General features: G+C 72.5%; 10 protein-coding genes. 5 read left to right on the top strand and 5 right to left on the bottom strand.

What is annotated here, in order from left to right; genetic code table 11:
• Positions 1 to 14: 14 nt before the first annotated feature.
• The 4 genes from WME95_RS25810 to WME95_RS25825 all read right to left on the bottom strand — a co-directional run bounded on the left by WME95_RS25810 (position 15) and on the right by WME95_RS25825 (position 6708).
• Entirely contained in the window at positions 15 to 1688 is a 1674-nt protein-coding gene (locus WME95_RS25810) for a DUF1592 domain-containing protein (RefSeq protein WP_437911029.1), read from the bottom strand.
• A gap of 190 nt (positions 1689 to 1878) precedes the next feature.
• Positions 1879 to 2040 carry a hypothetical protein gene (locus WME95_RS25815; protein ID WP_437540677.1) on the bottom strand — a complete coding sequence of 54 codons (162 nt, stop codon included), beginning with the start codon at positions 2038 to 2040 and terminating at the stop codon, positions 1879 to 1881.
• A gap of 799 nt (positions 2041 to 2839) precedes the next feature.
• Entirely contained in the window at positions 2840 to 3928 is a 1089-nt protein-coding gene (locus WME95_RS25820; RefSeq protein ID WP_437902068.1) for a serine/threonine-protein kinase, read from the bottom strand.
• Positions 3929 to 3972: 44 nt separating this feature from the next.
• Positions 3973 to 6708 (bottom strand): protein kinase domain-containing protein, encoded by a 2736-nt coding sequence (locus tag WME95_RS25825; protein ID WP_437902069.1) that lies wholly within the window; start codon positions 6706 to 6708, stop codon positions 3973 to 3975.
• A gap of 208 nt (positions 6709 to 6916) precedes the next feature.
• On the opposite strand from WME95_RS25825, the gene WME95_RS25830 reads away from it, so the two are divergent.
• Both WME95_RS25830 and WME95_RS25835 read left to right on the top strand, forming a co-directional pair.
• A complete protein-coding gene (locus WME95_RS25830; protein WP_437902070.1) occupies positions 6917 to 8470 on the top strand; it encodes a serine/threonine-protein kinase in 1554 nt (517 codons plus the stop codon).
• Between the two features lie 332 nt (positions 8471 to 8802).
• Complete coding sequence (locus WME95_RS25835) at positions 8803 to 9288, top strand: hypothetical protein (RefSeq protein WP_437540685.1); 486 nt, start codon at positions 8803 to 8805, stop codon at positions 9286 to 9288.
• 67 nt (positions 9289 to 9355) lie between these two features.
• On the opposite strand, the gene WME95_RS25840 is transcribed toward WME95_RS25835, so the two are convergent.
• Complete coding sequence (locus tag WME95_RS25840; protein WP_437902071.1) at positions 9356 to 10579, bottom strand: hypothetical protein; 1224 nt, start codon at positions 10577 to 10579, stop codon at positions 9356 to 9358.
• A 137-nt stretch (positions 10580 to 10716) separates the two neighbouring features.
• Here WME95_RS25840 and WME95_RS25845 point away from each other — a divergent pair, with 137 nt between their 5' ends.
• The 3 genes from WME95_RS25845 (at position 10717) to WME95_RS25855 (ending at position 16852) form a co-directional block, all read left to right on the top strand.
• Complete coding sequence (locus tag WME95_RS25845; protein ID WP_437540689.1) at positions 10717 to 11196, top strand: peroxiredoxin; 480 nt, start codon at positions 10717 to 10719, stop codon at positions 11194 to 11196.
• Positions 11197 to 11311: 115 nt separating this feature from the next.
• A complete protein-coding gene (locus tag WME95_RS25850; RefSeq protein WP_437902072.1) occupies positions 11312 to 13321 on the top strand; it encodes a DUF4139 domain-containing protein in 2010 nt (669 codons plus the stop codon).
• A 231-nt stretch (positions 13322 to 13552) separates the two neighbouring features.
• Complete coding sequence (locus tag WME95_RS25855; RefSeq protein WP_437902073.1) at positions 13553 to 16852, top strand: kelch repeat-containing protein; 3300 nt, start codon at positions 13553 to 13555, stop codon at positions 16850 to 16852.
• The last annotated feature ends 48 nt before the right edge of the window (positions 16853 to 16900 follow it).

The following is a 16900-nucleotide window of genomic DNA, read 5'->3' on the forward strand; positions in this document are numbered from 1 at the left end:
GTTCGACATAACCATCACTCCTCCTGGGCAGCCATGTAGTGGAAGGCATCCGTCTGCGTGAGCTCGATCAGGAGCTGCTTTACATTGTATCCGGACGCCTTGAAGGCGTCCGTGACAGCCTTCTTGGTGCAAGCGTCCCCGGCGCGAAGCGTGAGACCATAGCCGTACTCGGCCCAGTGCGTCGCGAAGCAGTTCTGCACCGCCTCGGTCTGGGCGAGCCCCTGCACCAGCTCGACCGGCCCGTTCACCTTGATGTCCGTGCCCGGGACCGCGCCGCTCGCGTCGATCGGGACGTCGTTCTCCGTCGTGCGGAACAGCCCGACCGCGTCGTAGTTCTCGAGCGGGAACCCGACCGGATCCAAGAACTGGTGGCACGTCGCGCAGACCGGATCCTTGCTGTGCTGGCTGAAGCGATCCCGCGCCGTCGCGCCGGTGTACGGATCCGGCGGCTTCACCCTCTCCAGGATGTCGCCGGTGGGGAGCGGGATCTTCTGGCACATCAGCTTGTCGAGCACGAACCCGCCGCGGACCACGGGGTTCGTGTTGTTCGAGTGCGTCGTCCCGGCCATCACGCCCGCCTGGGTGAGGAGCCCGAGGCGCTGGGTCGTGTCGAGCTGCACCCGCTGGAACTCGTCGCCCGTCACGCCGGAGACGCCGTAGAACGCCGCGAGAGGTCCGTTCATGAACGAGTACGGGGCCGTCAAGACGGACGCCCAGGTGCCGTTCTCCTCGAAGATCTCGTGCTCGATCAATCGCTGCGTCTCTTCGTGCAGGAGCGAGCCGATCGTCCGCGAGAAGGTCGGGAACAACTCCGCCTTTCGCTCGAGATCCGCGAGGCTGCTGATGGGGAGCAGGTTGTCGAAGAAGTACCGGACGGTGGCCCGCGACCGGGGATCCTCGAGCATGCGCTCGGCATGAGCGCGCACGCCCTCCTTGGTCGAGAGCTCACCCGCCTGCGCCGCCGTGCGCAGCTTCTCGTCGGGCATCGTGCCCCAGAGCAGGTACGATAGGCGCGTCGCCATCTCGTCGCCGGTGGGCCGGCGGAGGTCGGGGCGCTCCGCGTCGGGCGCGCCAAACTCGATGCGGTAGAGGAAATCCGGCGATTGAAGCAGCCCCTCGATCACCGTCGCGATGCCGACGTCGAACGTGGCGTCCGTCCGGCCGGCGCTGTACAGCCCGAGGAGCTCGTTCGCCTCGCCGTCGGCGAGCGGCCTCCGGTACGCGAGCGGCGCGAGTCGCTCGATGATCGTGCGCGCGCACGCTTCCTCGCCCTCCGCCGTCACGCCGCGCGCGCAAGGGTCGAGCTTCGCGAGCGCCTCCGGGGTGGCGGTCGCGCGCTTGGCGACGCCCTCCGCGACGGTGCCCAGCTGCTCGGCGAGCAGGCCCGAGACCGACAGCGTGTCCGCGTCATTGCCGAAGCCGTTCCCGACATCCTCGCTCGGAAGCGAAATGGCTGGATCGGTCGTGTCGCCCAGGAGGTCGCGGACGGTCTTGTTGTATTCGTAGCGCGTCAGCCGCCGCAGCGGCGCTCGCCCGGGGTACACCGTGCCGTCCTCGCAAGCGGCCGGGTCCGTCGGGCCCGTGCCCGTCCCCGTCCCCGTCGAGGTGCTCGGCGGGTCGTTCGGGTCGTTCGGTGTGGAATCCTTGGAGCCAAACCCGCCCAGGTCTCCCGTGCAGCCGCTGGCCACGATCAACGCGATCGAGACAGCTAACCGAGAGCCCAGGAGAGGAAGCGCCTTCTCATGATCTGAGGGCCTAACCATGTTCTCTCTCCTCGCCCGCTGTGGGCACGCTAAAGTGGAGCGCAGGCGGGATCTGGTGTTTACCCTCGCCCGTATCGCGACAGCTCGTGGCCAGTTCGGCCTGAAGAAATTTCTACTACCTGCCGAGAAAATCCATCGACCACTGCATGGCGGGGCGCGGCTGGCCGCCCCTGATGAGGCCCGACTCCCTCACCCATGTCGTGCCATGGATGTGGCCCCAGAGCGTGATGCCCTTGGCGTTCTCGTGGTCCCAGAACATCGTGAACTGCTCCTCCATCACCCGCCTCTGCCTCTCGTCATCAAAGCCATGTGGCCTCCTGTCGGGATGGTAAGGAAACGACTCACAATGCAGGCATCAGCGACGACGATGACGAGATGTATGTGGATTGCGGTGACACGACCATCGAGGTAGCCGCGCTCGCGCGGACCACCCCCTGCGCACCGACGCTACCGGTGAGCAGCGTCCATGATTTTTCACGACAATCGTGGAACAACCGAGGTCTGTCGCGTTCTCCGGTGGCTCACTCCTGGCGAAGCGCCGACCGCCGTCGTTCGGCAATCCTCTGCGCAACGATCGAACGTAACCGGCACCAGGATCGACCCGATACCCGACCACGAAACTCGCGATACGCATGGCGACCCACCCAGAGCAAAGCGAAAGGATACCTCTGCAATGTGAACGCTCACATCCCGGATGTCAACGCCTATCGACCGTTCCGCGCGCGTCCGCCAACCCGAGGAAGGACAAGGCCGGCAAGCGGTCCTCCGGAGCGCCGCGTCAACAGCAGCCGCCGAACCGTGGTCATCAATGTCAGCGTCAACGTAAACGTAAACGTGGTCGTGGTCGTCGACGGCTCGGTCGTGAACGTCTCGCTCCGTCGTCCCGCTCCCCTCCGTCGACCAAGCATTGCGGCGGAACGTTCACGTTTACGACCGTGTCGTAATCGACCACGACCACGACCACGTTCACGACCAACGACCACGTCGCACGGAGGGTGTTGATCCTCCGGGTCGTGGTGTTGAGCGAATACCCAGGTTCCGGGCTCCCCGCGGACGCCGGAACCGCAGCAGCGGGCTCAGCCGCGCGAGGGCTGCCGCTGTTCCAGGAGCCCGCCCGATTCCCCCTCGCCCACCGGTCCCGCCGCGCGCATCGACTGCAAGGCAGCGACGATCTCCTCCGTGACGCACAGCCCGCCCGAGACGTAAGACGGCGCGAGCGGCTTCAGCGGCGGCGGGAGCACCTCGGCGACGCGCGCGCCGATGGCGTCGCGCGACGCCGCGTGCCCCTCCTCCTCGGCTGCGGCCCGGAGCGCCTGCGCGAAATCGGCCGCCGTGGGCCAGCGCGCGTTGCGATCGCGCTCGATCGCCCGCGCGACGGCGGCCGTGACCGGCTGGCCCACGCCCTCGCGCTCGGTCGAGAGCGGCGGCACCTCGCGCTCCAGGACGGCGTGGAGGGTCGAGACCATGTTGCCGCCGGCGAACAGCCGCCTGCCCGCCAGCACCTCCCACGCCACGACCCCGAGCGAGAACACGTCCGAGCGCCGATCCAGCGGCCTCGCGTTCGCCTGCTCCGGCGAGAAATAGCTCAGCTTCCCCTTCACCATCCCGGTCTTCGTCCGCGTCGTGCGGCGCAGGGCATAGGCGAGCCCGAGATCGCAGATGGACGCCCGGCCGTCGACGCCGACAAGGATGTTGGATGGCGAGATGTCCCGGTGGATCACCTGGAGCAGCTCCCCCGAGCTGTCGCGCGCCTCGTGCGCCGCGTGCAGCCCCTCGGCGGCCTGCGCGATGAGCTCGATCGCGTCGCCGACCCCGAGCGCCCCGGGCGCCCGGGTGAGGTGCTTGAGGGTGACCCCCACGACGAGCTCCATGACGATGTACGGCGCGCCCTCGTCGAGACCGTAACCGAGGACAGGAACGAAATGGGGGCTCTCGACGCGCGACGCGATGCCCGCCTCGTCGAAGAGCATGCTCGCGTAGCTCGACTCGAACCGCAGATCGGCCCGGATCCGCTTCACCGCCACGAGCGACCCGCGCTCCGGACCCGCGTCCCCTCCGCCTGCAGCGCAGGCGCGACGCGCGATGAAGACCTCGGCCGAGCCGCCCCTGGCCAGCTGCAACAGCAGCTCGTAAGGACCGACGGCGCCCAGGTCAGAAGAATCCATGCTCACTGCTCCGGGCGGCGGGTTATCACGTCAATGGTTGTTCATCAACCTTGGCCCCCTCGCGCTTCGTTCCGTTCACGCTCTGATTTGCGCTCCGGGGGGCGCCCCTGTCCTCCCCCTCCCCCGCCGCCGCGATCCTGCGCGGGGCCGCGGGCGACGAGGCCCTCGGCGTCCGTGGGGGCGTCGCCGCCGCGCTCGGCGTGCTCGGCCAGCACCCGCTCGTCGGTCTCGCCCACCGAGCGCAGCCAGCGCGCCGCAGCCCGGTGGCCGGCGGTGCGATCGCCGTCCGTGAGCATCCCGTAGGCGGCGTCGCGCACGAGGGCGTGACGGAACGTGAGCTCGTCGTGCCCGGGGTAGCGCGACACGCCGCGCCGGGCGACGAGCTCCTCCGAGAGCAGGCTCTTGAGCCAGCGGTCGAGCGACTCGGCCGAGGTGCCGGCGCCGAGCAGCTGCCGCACGCCGTCCGGCCAGAAGCTGCCGCCGAACAGGCTCGCCGCCCGCAGCGTGCGCCGCGCCTCGGCCGGCAGCGCCTCGATGCGCGCGTGCATCAGCGCCACGACCGTGGGCGGCATGTCGCTCCGGCCCTCCGCGCGCGCGCGCATGAGCTCCTCGAGGAAGAAGGGGTGGCCGTCGGCGTGCTCGACGAGCCGCGCCACCTCGGGCAGCGAGAGCTCCTCGCCGAACACGCTGCGGACGAGCCGCTCGGCCGCGCGCTGGCTGAGCGCGCCGAGCTTGATGTGCTGCACGCCGCGCGAGCCCCAGAGGCCGGGGAACGTCTCCATCACGCTGTGGCGCGCGAAGCCGAGCACGAGGAGCGGGCGATCCGAGAGCGCCTGGAGCGCCTCGTCCAGCACCGCGACCGAGGCGTGATCGCTCCAGTGCATGTCCTCGAGCACCACCACGACCGGCCCCTCGCCGCAGCGCGCGGCGAGCCACTCGAGCACGGCGCGGCGGGCCTGATCGCCCATGGCGACCGCGTCCCCGCGGGCGGCGCGCGGCTCGGCGTCGGGGTCGTCGAACGGCGTGCCCGCGATCTCGCCGAGGTACCAGGCGACGCGCGGGGCGTCGTCGGCCGGCGCGGGAAGGGCCCGCGCGACGTGCTCGCGGATCTTGGCGCGGCGCGCCTCGAGCGCCTCGCCGGGCAGGCAGCCGGCGGCCGCGAGGACGATCTCGCCCAGCATGCCGAACGGCGCGCCCGCGCCGAGGGGGTCGCCCCGCGCCACGTAGACCGACGCGCGCGCGTCGCGCTCGCGCACGGCCCGGATGAGCTCGCAGCGGAGGCGCGTCTTGCCGATGCCGGCCTCGCCGAGGACGAGCGCGGCGCGCGCCACGGGCTCGTCGGCGCTCTGCTCGAAGAGGCCGCGCAGCGTCGCGAGCTCGCGGTCGCGCCCGACGAACGAGGTGACGCGGCCGAAGAGCGTGCGCTCGGGCTCGGTGCCGTCGCGCTCGCCCATCAGCAGGAACGAGGGGCCGTCGCCGATCACCTCGAAGCGCGGCGCCGCGAGCCCCGCGGTGACCTCGTCGATGCGCACGTCGCCCTCGGCCTCGCGGAGGCGGGCGACCGCGCGGTCGATCACGTCGCCCGCGGGCAGGCGCTCGCCCACCTGCGCGCGGCCCGTGGCGAGCGCGACCGGGCGCCCGGGCAGGCGCGCCTTCAGCGCGAGCGCGCACTGCGCGGCGCGCGCCGCGAGGTCGAAGACGGCCATCGTGCCGGCGCCGCCGCGGCCGGAGAACACCTCGTCGGTCTGCGAGGACAGGAGCACCATGCGCGTGCCGCCCGGGAGCCGCACGCGCTCGCCGCCGAACGCCTCGGCGAGGTCCGCGACGATCCGCTCGACGCCGCGATCGCTCGCCGGCTCCGGGTCGGCGGCGCCCAGATCGACGAGGACGACGCTGACGAGCCGCCGCTCGTCGTCCGTGACCGACGCCGGCGCGCCGTCCGCGCCCGCGCTGGACGCGCGCGCGAGCAGGGCGCGCGCGTCCGCGAGCGCGGCCGCCGCCGCGCGGCCGTCCGCGGGGCGCGCCGCCGGGTCCTTCGCCAGGAGGCGCGCGGCGAGCTCGTCGAGGAAGGGCGGCACGTCCGGGCGCCGCTCGACGAGGCGCGGCGCCTCCTCGAGGAGGATGCGGCACACCTCGGCGAGCGGGTCGTCGGCCGCGAAGGGGCGCTGCCCGGCGAGGCACTCGAAGAGCAGGACGCCGAGCCCGAAGACGTCGGCGCGCGCGTCGACCTCGACGTCGCCGCGCGCCTGCTCGGGCGCGACGTAGCCGAGCGAGCCGACGAGCGAGCTGGCCTCCGTGACGAGCGAGGTCGACGCCGCCGCCCGGGCGACGCCGAAGTCGAGCAGGACGACGCCGTCGACCCTGCCGTCGCGCAGGAGCACGTTGCTCGGCTTGAGATCGCGGTGCGTGATCCCGATCGCGTGGATGGCGGCGAGCGCCTCCGCGATCTGGTGCGCGACGAGCAGCGCGTCGGCCACGGGGAGCGCCCCGTCCTGGAGGCGCGCGTCGAGCGTGACGCCCTCGAGCCACTCCATCGCGAGCCACAGGGCGCCGTCGTCGCCCGTGCCGTGCGCGATGTGCTGCACGATGAGCGGGTGCTGCACGGCCTCGAGCATGCGCGCCTCGCGCCGGAAGCGGGCGGCGAGCTCCGGGGGCGCGACCTTGAGCGCGACGGGGCGCCCGGTCAGCTGATCGATCGCCCGGTAGACCGTGCCCATCCCGCCGGCGCCGGCAAGGCGGTGCACCTCGAACCGGCCGGAAACCAGCGTGCCCTCGCGCATGGTGCCAGCTTATCCGAGAGCTCCCGTCAGGTGCGCGGCGCGAGCGCTCGGTGGTGACGGTCCAGGGTGTTTGTTGTACGCTGTGCGCGCCGACACGCACCGACACGCGCCAACACGCGCCAACACGCGCCAACACCGAGAGCGCCGCGCCGCCCGCACAGGACGCCCCCCAGGGTCGCCGGCTCGGCCGATCGAAGAGGGACCCCCGATGAACCCCGGACAGCAGGTGACGAGCACGCTCAGGCTGGCGCGCGAGCTCGGGAAGGGGGCGATGGGGAGCGTGTGGGTGGCCGATCACCTCGCGCTCGGGACGCAGGTGGCGGTGAAGTTCATGGCGCCGGCCTACGCGGACCAGACCGGCTTCGTGGAGCGCTTCCGGCGGGAGGCGATGGCGGCCGCGCAGATCAAGAGCCCGCACGTCGCGCAGGTCTTCGACCACGGCGTCACGCCGGACGGGGTGCCGTTCATCGTGATGGAGCTGCTCGAGGGCGAGGACCTCAAGAGCCGCATGCAGCGGCTGGGCGCGCTGCCGCCCGTCGAGGTCACGACGATCGTGTCGCAGACGGCCAAGGCGCTCGGCCGGGCCCACCAGGTCGGGATCGTCCACCGCGACATCAAGCCGGACAACATCTTCCTGCTCGACGTCGAGGGCGAGCTGTTCGTGAAGGTGCTCGATTTCGGGGTGGCCAAGCGGGTCCAGGGCGAGCTCGGCATGACGTCGACCGGGAGCGTGCTGGGCACGCCGCTCTACATGAGCCCCGAGCAGCTGCTCAGCGCGAAGCACGTCGACTTCCGCGCGGATCTCTGGGGGCTCGCGGTGGTCGCCTACCACGCGCTGACCGAGCAGGTACCGTTCCGGGGCGAGACGCTCGGCGCGCTGTCGGTGGTGCTCCACACCGGGATCTTCACGCCGCCGAGCGAGGTGAGGCCGGAGCTCTCTCCGGCGATCGACGCCTGGATGAAGAAGGCGCTGGCGCACGATCCGGCGGCGCGCTTCTCGTCGGCGCGGCAGATGGCGGAGGCGCTGGAGCGCGCGGTCCTCGGGATCGCGCGCACGGCGTTCACGACCGAGCCCTCGTCCGCGGGGGAGCGACCCCTCCACGGGAGCGCGTCGCAGCCGGTGCTGTTCGGGGAGCCGACGCCGCTGCCGCCGGCGCCGGGCGCGCGGCTCTCGACGACCGGCACGCCGCCGTCGTCGGCGCCGGGCGCGCGGCTCTCGACGGACGGCGCGCCGGGGCGGACGCTCGCCGGCATGGCGACCTCGGGGACGGACGGGGCCCGGCGGTGGGCGCCGGCCATCCTGGCGGCCGCGCTCGCGTTCGGGGCGCTGGTGGCGGCGGTCGTCTTCCTGGCAACGAAGCAATCGCCCACGGCCGAGGTGACCCCCTCGTCGGAGGCGCCGGCCCGGCAGGCCGCGCCCGTCCCGGCGCAGCCGGTGGTGCCGGCGCCGCCGAGCGCCGCCGCGCCGGTGCCGGCAGAGCCGGCGAGCGCGACGCCCGCGGCCGAGACCGCGCAGCCAGCGGCCACGGCGGCGACCGCGCAGCCAGCGGCCACGGCGGCGACCGCGCAGCCGGCGGCCACGGCTGCGACCGCGCAGCCGGCGGGCGCTGCCCGCACCGGCGCGGCAGCAAGGCCGGGTGCGACGGCGGCGCCGCGCGGCACCTCGGAGGGGCGCGGCCGCCCCACGCCGCGCGAGGCGTCGACGGGCCGCCCGACGGGGACGAAGCCGCCCGCGCCGGTCGAGGACACGATCGGCTTCTGACGCGGCTCCGGCCTCATCGCGCACCGGCCGCCCCGGGCGCCCATGGTCGCGGCCTTCGGACGACCTGGTCAGACGGAGCCCGTTGAAATGGGGCGCTCGCGCCGCTCGACGGCAAAAGATGGAATCAACCGCGCTGGCACGGGCGATGTCGACATCGGAAGGTGAGGCCCACGGGGCGCACTGCGACATCCCGCCTCGCTCCTCCAGCGGAAGGGGCACAGAAATCGGCGCGAACGCATCGAGGCGTGAGAATTTCGGATTGGCACAGAGCGTGCGGTATCCGTCGCCGGGGCCCAGAGCGGGACGCGCTCAACGCGAAGGAGGTCTCTTCCATGGAGAAGCTCGTAATTGGCCTGGTGCAGACGCACGACGAGGCGGAAGCCGCGGCGGAACGCATCATCGACTGCGGCTACACACGACAGGAGGTCAGCCTGCTGATGACCGAGGCGACACGCGACAGGTGCTTTCCGAGCCCGGACGTGGCGCCGCCGTCGAACACGTTCGGCGCCGCGGTCGCGATGAGCGTCGTGGTCCCCGACCTCGGGTTCGTGGTCGCCGGGCCGCTGGCCGCGGTCGTGGCCAGCGCGGTCGGCGCCGGGATCACGGGCGGGCTGCGCGAGATCCTGATCACCGCGGGCGTCCCGAGGCACTGGGCGGAACGCTACCAGGCCGGCGTCCGGCAGGGCGGGATCCTGGTGAGCGTCTTCGCGCGCAGCGAGCGAGACGTCGGCCTGCTCCATCTGGTCCTGGACGACCCGCACATGACGTCGTTCCACACGGAAGCCCACCGGCACCACGTGTACGACACGTCGTTTTGAGCCGAGGCGCGCGTCGCGAGGCAAAGCGCCTCACCCCGGCAGGCGGATCCCACGCCGGGGCGCGGGCTCAACCCCCGAGCGACCTGAGCCGCGCGCGCAGCATGAGCGCCCCGATGAGGTCTTCCTCCGCGTCGCTCCGGCGCGACCAGCCCAGCGAGAGGTAGCGCAGCAGCTCGCCGAACGTCGGTCCGGCCGGCGCCGCGCTCGTGCCGCCGCGGACGACCCAGAGCTGCTCGCCGTCGGCCCCGAGCGCGACGACCGACCGATGGGCCGCGCCGCCGCCGAGCGCCGAGCCCGAGAGCCGCGCGATCGGGTAGAGCTGCCGCGCCGCCGCCGCCTCCCAGCCCGGCTCGCGGTCGTGGCCCAGGAGCTCGCCCTCGCGGAGAAAGCGCAGCGTGCCCTCGATGGATCCGATCGCGAGCTCGCGGTAGAGGTCCTCCGGATCCGCAGGATCGGCCCAGTCGTACGCGCGCACGAACGCCGCATACGTCGCCGGCGGGGCGACGCCGCGGACGGGCGGCGGGGACGCGGGCGCGCCGCGGCCGTCTTCGCGGCGGAGCACCCGGTTGAGCCGCGCGACCTCGTCGGCGATCGACCCCGGCCCCGGCGCGACGAGGTGCACCTGGAGGCGGCGCTCGGGCGCGAAGAAGCCGCCCATGAGCGCGCCCAGCACCGGGGCGCCCAGCTCGGCCGCGAGGAACGTCGAGCCGCGGTGCGGCCGGATCGCCCGGTCCATGGCTTCGCGCTCCTCCGCCGCTGTCGCGCCCTCCGGCAGGTCGACGTCGACCTCGACGATGTCGCTGCGGTCGGGCGCCTCCACGCCGGCCTCGACGCCCTCGTCCCCTTCCCTCACGAAATGGCGGACGAACCCGCTCGCCTCGAAGCGCCAGCCGTCGTCGTGGACGACGTCCTCCGAGAACACGAGCGCGAAGACCGTGGCGCCGGGGTGGCCGAGCTCGGCGGCCGCGTCGAGCACGGCGACGGGCGGAGAGAGCTCGTCCTCGAAGAGCTCGGCGAGGTGGTCGAGCTCGTCGTCCCCGCCGCCGGCGGGCTCGCCGCTCGAGTAAAACGCGGCGGCGTGCCCGGGCACGCCAGGGAGCGGCGCGATGAACAGGCGCGGCGAGGCGACGTCCCAGCCACCGAGCGCCACGGCAAAGCCCTGGGACAGCGCGCGGTCCGGGATATCGGCGGGTCGAAAGATCAACGCAGCGAACGTGGTGGCCATGGGGCGCACAGGGTAACCCGATCTCCCGCCCGCGGCCGGCGTCCGTCGCGCCCAGCGGGCGTTCATGACCGCTTCCTCAAGTTCTTCGTGATCCAGGGCGCAGGAGGCCGTCACGGCAGGCGGCCCGCGGCGGCTCGCCGGCGAGCCGCCGCGCTCCGCGGGGGCCTTGGACGCGGCGCGGCGCATCGGGTAGAGGAGACACCATGCTCGGAAAATCCACCCTGTCCGTCGGTGAGACAGCCCCTGATTTCAGCCTGCAATCGCAGAAGCGGGAGACGGTCAAGCTCTCCGACTTCCGGGGCAAGAAGACCGTTGTCCTGTTCTTCTATCCCAAGGACGACACCCCTGGATGCACGGCGGAGTCGTGCGCGTTCCGCGACCATTACGATGCGTTCGCGGAGGCGGGCGCCGAGGTCCTCGGGGTGAGCGCCGACTCGGCGGGGTCTCACCAGCAATTCGCCGACAAATACCGCCTGCCCATGACGCTGCTCAGCGACCCTGGCGGGGAGACCGCCGCGCGCTACGGCGTCAAGTCGCTCTTTGGCCTCCTCCCGGGCCGCGTGACGTTCGTCATCGATCGCGACGGCATCGTTCGACATGCCTTCTCCTCCCAGCTCCGCGCGACCCGCCACGTCGACGAGGCGCTCGCGGTCGTGAAGCAGCTCGAGGCCTCGCGCGGCTGACGCGCGGCGCCGCGCCCGAACTCCCGGCCAGCCACCGTCGTTGACGCCCCCCGGAGGGGCGTTATGGACACCCGCAGGGCGGGGCCATCGCACGCCTCCGCCGGGGGAGGCGACGATGAACCATGGATTGAGGACCGCAGCGACGCTGCGGGCCGCCGCGATGGATCCGGCCCGATCGGGGGCCTCGTCGGACACGCTGCTGCTAAGGCGGGTGGTGCTCTCGACGGGCGGAGTCGGATATTTCGAGCACGAGGCGCGCGTGCGCGGCGACGCCGAGCTCCGGCTCGAGGTGCGGCTCGATCAGGTCGACGATGTATTGAAGAGCATCGTTGTCTATGACGATCGCGGCGTGACGGGGAATATCACGCTTCCCGGGAGGGAGCCGCTGCGCGATCTGTTCCGCGAGCTCCCGTTCGACGAGGGCGCGCTCGAGTCCGAGGCCGCCCTGCTGAACGCGCTCCGCGGCGCCGAGGTGCGGACGAGAGGGGCGCAAGGGGCCATCGCCGGGCGCATCGTCGGGGTCACCACGGCGCAGGCGGCGCTGCCGCACGGCGGCTCGGAGGACCGGCACCGGCTCTCGCTGATGTCGGAGGGCGCGCTGAAGCAGGTCGTCCTGGAGGAGCTGGAGAGCGTGGAGCTCGTCGAGGAGCGGCTGCGGCAGCAGGTCGGCGCGGCGCTGGTCGGGCTCTCGAGCCGGCGGGAGCGCAACCGCCGCGAGCTCGTCGTGCGCACGGCCGGCGAGGGCGAGCGGGTGGTCCGCGTGGCCTACGTCATCGAGGTGCCGCTCTGGAAGACGACGTATCGGCTCACGGTGCCGGAAGACGCGCAGACGAAGACCGGGGCGCTCGCCGGGTGGGCCGTCGTCGAGAACCAGAGCGGCAGCGACTGGCAGAACGTGGATTTCACCCTGGTGTCGGGAGACCCCGTGACGTTCCGCCAGGCGCTCTACGAGATCTATTATGTGGCCCGGCCGGAGGTGCCCGTCGACGTCGCCGAGCGCGTGCTGCCGCGGCTCGACGAGGGCGCCGCGGGGCTCGCGGCCAGGGCGGCGCGGCGCATGGGCTACCGCGCCGGCGGGGGCGCCGACGAGGCCCGCGCGCCCGCCGCGGCGGTCACCGTGCCCTCCGAGAAGGTCGAGCCGGAGCCCGCGGAGGCGGCGACGCAGGTCGTGTTCCACTTCCCGGCGCCGCTCACGATCGCGAGCGGGCAGACGGCGCTCCTCCCGATCGTCCAGCGCGAGATCCCGGCAGAGCGGCTGTGGCTCTATCAGCCGGAGGCGAGCGCGCGCAGCCCGCTCGCCTCGGTCCGCCTGAGGAACGACGGTGACACGACCCTCCCGGCCGGCGCGATCACGGTCTACGAGCGCTCGAGCCGGGGAATCGTCACCTACGTCGGCGACGCGCGCCTCTCGCCGCTGCCCCCGGGCGAATCGCGGATCGTGAGCTTCGCCGTGGACCGGAAGGTGAGAATCGACCGCGAGGAGCGGGGCGAGGAGGTGTTCTCGCGCGCCACGATCCAGGGCGGCATGCTCGAGATCGTCAGGACCGCCCGCAAGGTGACGGTCTACACTATCGTGGGCGCGGCGCGCGAGCCGCGCGTCCTGCTCATCGAGCACCCGCGCATCGCCGGCTGGGACCTCGCCGAGCCCAGGGAAGGTGTCGAGGCGACGCGCGACCGCTACCGCGTCCGGCGCGAGGTCGCCGCGGGCGAGACGGCGCGCGTGACCGTCGCGCTGGAGCAGCCCATCTCGCACACGGTGGCGCTCTCGGGCCTCTCCGGCGAGCAGCTCGAGGTGGTCCTGTCGTCGCGCGAGATCCCCGAGGCGCTGCGCGCGGCGCTCGCGCGGCTCGCGGAGCTCAGGGCCGCGCTCGCCGAAAAGCAGCGCGCGCTCTCGGCCCTCAAGTCCGAGATCGAGGCGCTGCGCGCCGAGCAGGCGCGCGTGCGCGACAACCTCAAGGTCGTGCCTCCGGGGAGCGCGCTCCACGAGCGCTACCTCAAGACGCTGGGCGAGCAGGAAGACCGGATCGCGGCGGTGTCGGCGAAGCTCCCGGGCGCGCGGGAGGCGGTGGCCAGCGCCGAGCGGGCGCTCGCCGAGTACGTGCGCGGCCTGTCGCTCACGACGTAGCGAAAAGCGGAGGCGGCGCTCTCCCGCGCGGCCTCCGCCCCCCTTCTGCGCGGTTGAATGCCACCCACCTCGAGCAGGCGCGACAAGTCGAACGTTCCGGCGAACGCTGCAACATTCCGTCGCGAACCTCTGAATTTTTGCGATGCGAGCTGCACCCCACGGAGCGCCGGGCGCGCTGCGCGACAGGCCGATGGGTTCGCACGAGGCTCGCTCGCGAGAATCGAGGAGGGTATGGGCTCAAGCAAGGTTCCCTGGGCTGGGTGGCGCTCCGCGCGATGCGTGGCGCTGCTCTGGATCGTCTATCTGATATGCGCGCTCGGCTGCGCGGCGCCCTCGAGCGAGGCGCTCGACGTCGAGGCGCTGGAGGCGCAGTTCGCGGAGCGCGCCCGCGCCGCGCTCCGCGGCGACGACGCGCTCGTGCCCACCCCAGCGGGCTTCGAGCTCGCGGCGAGCCCGTCGCGCGGCGGCCTGACGCTCGCGTTCCCCGCGGACGGGAGCGGCGCCATGCGATTCGACCTGCCGGGTGGCCTCGGCATCGAGGTGCGCGAGCGCGGCGCGCTCGGTGAGGTCCAGAAGATCGGCGCTGCCCTCGCGTACCCGCGCGCGGGCGGCTTCGCGCTCTGGACGGCGCAGCGGCACGGCGCGGAAGAGTGGCTCTGGTTCCCCGACGGTGCGCCCGCCGCGGGACCTGTTGCGTCATGGCAAGTCGAGGGGGCGCGCCTCCGCCGCCGCGGCGCGAACGTGGAGGTCCTCGACGCGGCAGGGGAGCCGCGGATCATCGTGGCGGCTCCCGAGGCCTATGCGTCACCGCTCCAGCGCGTCCCGACGCGCCTGGAGGTAGAAGGCGATGAGATCTCGCTCTGGGTCGAGGAGACGGGCTCGCCGCTCCTCGTGGACCCGTCATGGACCGTCACGGCCGCCTCCGAGGCGACGCTCCGCCACGAGCACACCGCGACCTCGCTGCCCGACGGCAGGGTGCTCATCACGGGCGGGCGGCGATGGCTCAGCTCGTCAGACCAGTACCACCTCGCCAGCGCGGCCATCTACGATCCCGCGCTCGATGCGTGGTTGCCCGCTGCTCCGATGAGCCAGCCGCGGTCGGCTCACACGGCGACCCTGCTCGCCGACGGCAGGGTGCTGGTCACGGGCGGCGCCATGACCGGCGCCGCGTGGGTCGCCACCGCGGAGCTCTACGATCCGACGACCGACTCGTGGACCCCCGCCGCGACCATGACCTCGGAGCGCTCCGGACACACAGCGACCGAGCTCGCGGACGGGCGGGTGCTCGTCGCCGGGGGCGCTCCGGCTGGCGCCGCACCAGCTGCCGCCGCCGAGCTCTACGATCCCGTGTCGGACGCCTGGACGCCGACGCCCGCGGCGCTGGTCGTGCGCAGGGAGCACGCGGCGAGGCGCTTGCAGGACGGCCGCGTGCTGGTCGCCGGAGGCAGGATCATCGGAGCCAGCGTGGTGTCGAGCGTCGAGATCTACGATCCCGCGACAGGCGCGTGGACCCCGGGGCCCAACATGCTCCGCGCCAGGTGGATGCTCACGGCGACCCTGCTGGAGGACGGTGACGTGCTGGTGACCGGCTATGACTGGGATTCCGAGGCCGAGACCTACGATCCGGAAGCCAACACATGGACGCTCGCGAAGAACAAGATGAGCTTTCGGCGCGGCTGGCACACGGCGACGCGGCTGTGCGACGGGCGGGTCTTCGTCTCTGGCAACCAGCCGCCCGACCTTTACGATCCGAGCACGCGGACCTTCTCGACAGCGCCCAGGAGCGAAGTGAGCCGCGGCAGCGCCACGGCGACGCTGCTCCCGGATGGACGGGTCCTCTTGGTCGGCGGGACTTCGACCGCGCCGGGCGCCGAGATCTATGACCCATCGGTCGCGCCCTCGGGGACGCAGCTCGGCCCCCTGAACGCCTTGCGGAATTACGCGAAGACCGTGGAGCTGGAGGACGGGAAGATCCTTGTCGCGGGCGGCAACGCCGGTACGAAGACAACCGAGCTCTACGATCCGTCGAGCATGACGTTTTCCCTGGCGGCGCCTCTGAGCTTCGAGCGGGCTCTCCCCGACCTGACACGCCTCGCCGACGGCAGGGTGTTGATCAGCGGGGGCCGCTTCGATGATTCCGAGACGGATCTGTACAACGAAATCTACGACCCGGCGGCGGATGCCTGGACGCTGGCCGCGCCCGACGAGGAGCGTCGATCCAACCACACGGCGACGTTGCTCGGAAGCGGCGACGTGCTCATCGCGGGAGGCGCGGTGATGGATTACCCGATGGAGCCGTTCCGCGTCCGCAGGACCGGATCGGCCGCGCTGTATCGTCCAGCCGACGACACCTGGGTCACCGTCGAGCCGATGAAAGCAAGCCGGGCGGAGCACGCGGCGACGCTGCTGAACGACGGCAGGGTGCTGGTCGTCGGCGGGATACAGGGATTCGACGATTTCGACATCTCGACCGCGGAGCCGATCGCCAGCGCCGAGATCTACGATCCCGCGACCCGGCGCTGGTCTCTCGTGGCGCCCATGACGGTGCCTCGGGGTAAGCCCACGGCGACGCGGCTCCTGGACGGTCGCGTGCTCGTCGTCGGGGGAGCCGCGGAGACCTACGACCCGGTGACGAACGTCTGGACTCCCACAGGGTCCATGAGCCAGCTGTCGGGTGTCAGCCATGTTGCCACGCTGCTGACGACAGGCGAGGTGCTCGTCATCTCAGGGACGACGGCGCAGATGTACAGCCCCGCGACGAACTCCTGGACAGCTGCGCCGTCGACATTGCTCTCGCACGGCTTTTCCACGTCCGCGCTCCTGCCGAGCGGCCATGTCCTCATCGTCGGCCCCAACAGGGACGCGGAGCTGTACGATCCTCGATGGCACGGCCCCGGGGACAACGGCTGCAGCACGGGCGCTGGCGGAGAGGGCGGCGCTGGCGGCGGTGTTCCCGGTGCTGGCGGCGCGGGCGGCGCTGGCGGGGGCGAGCCGGCAACTGGCGGCGTCGGCGGCGGTGATTCCGGTGCTGGCGGCGCTGGCAACGCTGGCGGGGGTGAGCCGGGAACTGGCGGCGCTGGCGGCGGAACGTCCACGACTGGCGGCGCTGGCAGCGGTGGATCCGGGACCAGCGGCTCCGGCGGCGCCGGCGGCGGTGAGTCCGGTTCTGGCGGCATGGGCGGCGCTGGCGGCGATGTCGCTGGTGCAGGCGGCAGGGGCGGCGATGCTGGCGCCGGAGGCGAGGGCGGCGGCTCGGCGAGCGGAAGCTCGACGAGCACCACCGCCGGCGCTGGCGGCGATGGCGGCTCGGGGACGGCGACCGCATCCAGCAGCGCTGCCGGCGCCGGCGGCGATGAAACCCCGGGTCCGACGAGCACTTCGAGCGGCCCCGGAGTGGACGAGCCGGCAGACACTGGCTGCACCATGGGTCAAGGGGCGTCCGGCAACGGCGCGAGCGCCTTCTACCTCGCTGTGATGGGGGCCGCTCTCCGGCGGAGGCTCCGCCGCTCCAGGGCGGCAATCCCGCGGTGAACTCCGATCGCCTGCTGCTCCCGCTGAACTGAACAGCGCGGCCCGCTC

This window comes from Sorangium sp. So ce327, assembly GCF_051530205.1.
Taxonomy (GTDB): domain Bacteria; phylum Myxococcota_A; class Polyangia; order Polyangiales; family Polyangiaceae; genus Sorangium; species Sorangium cellulosum_B.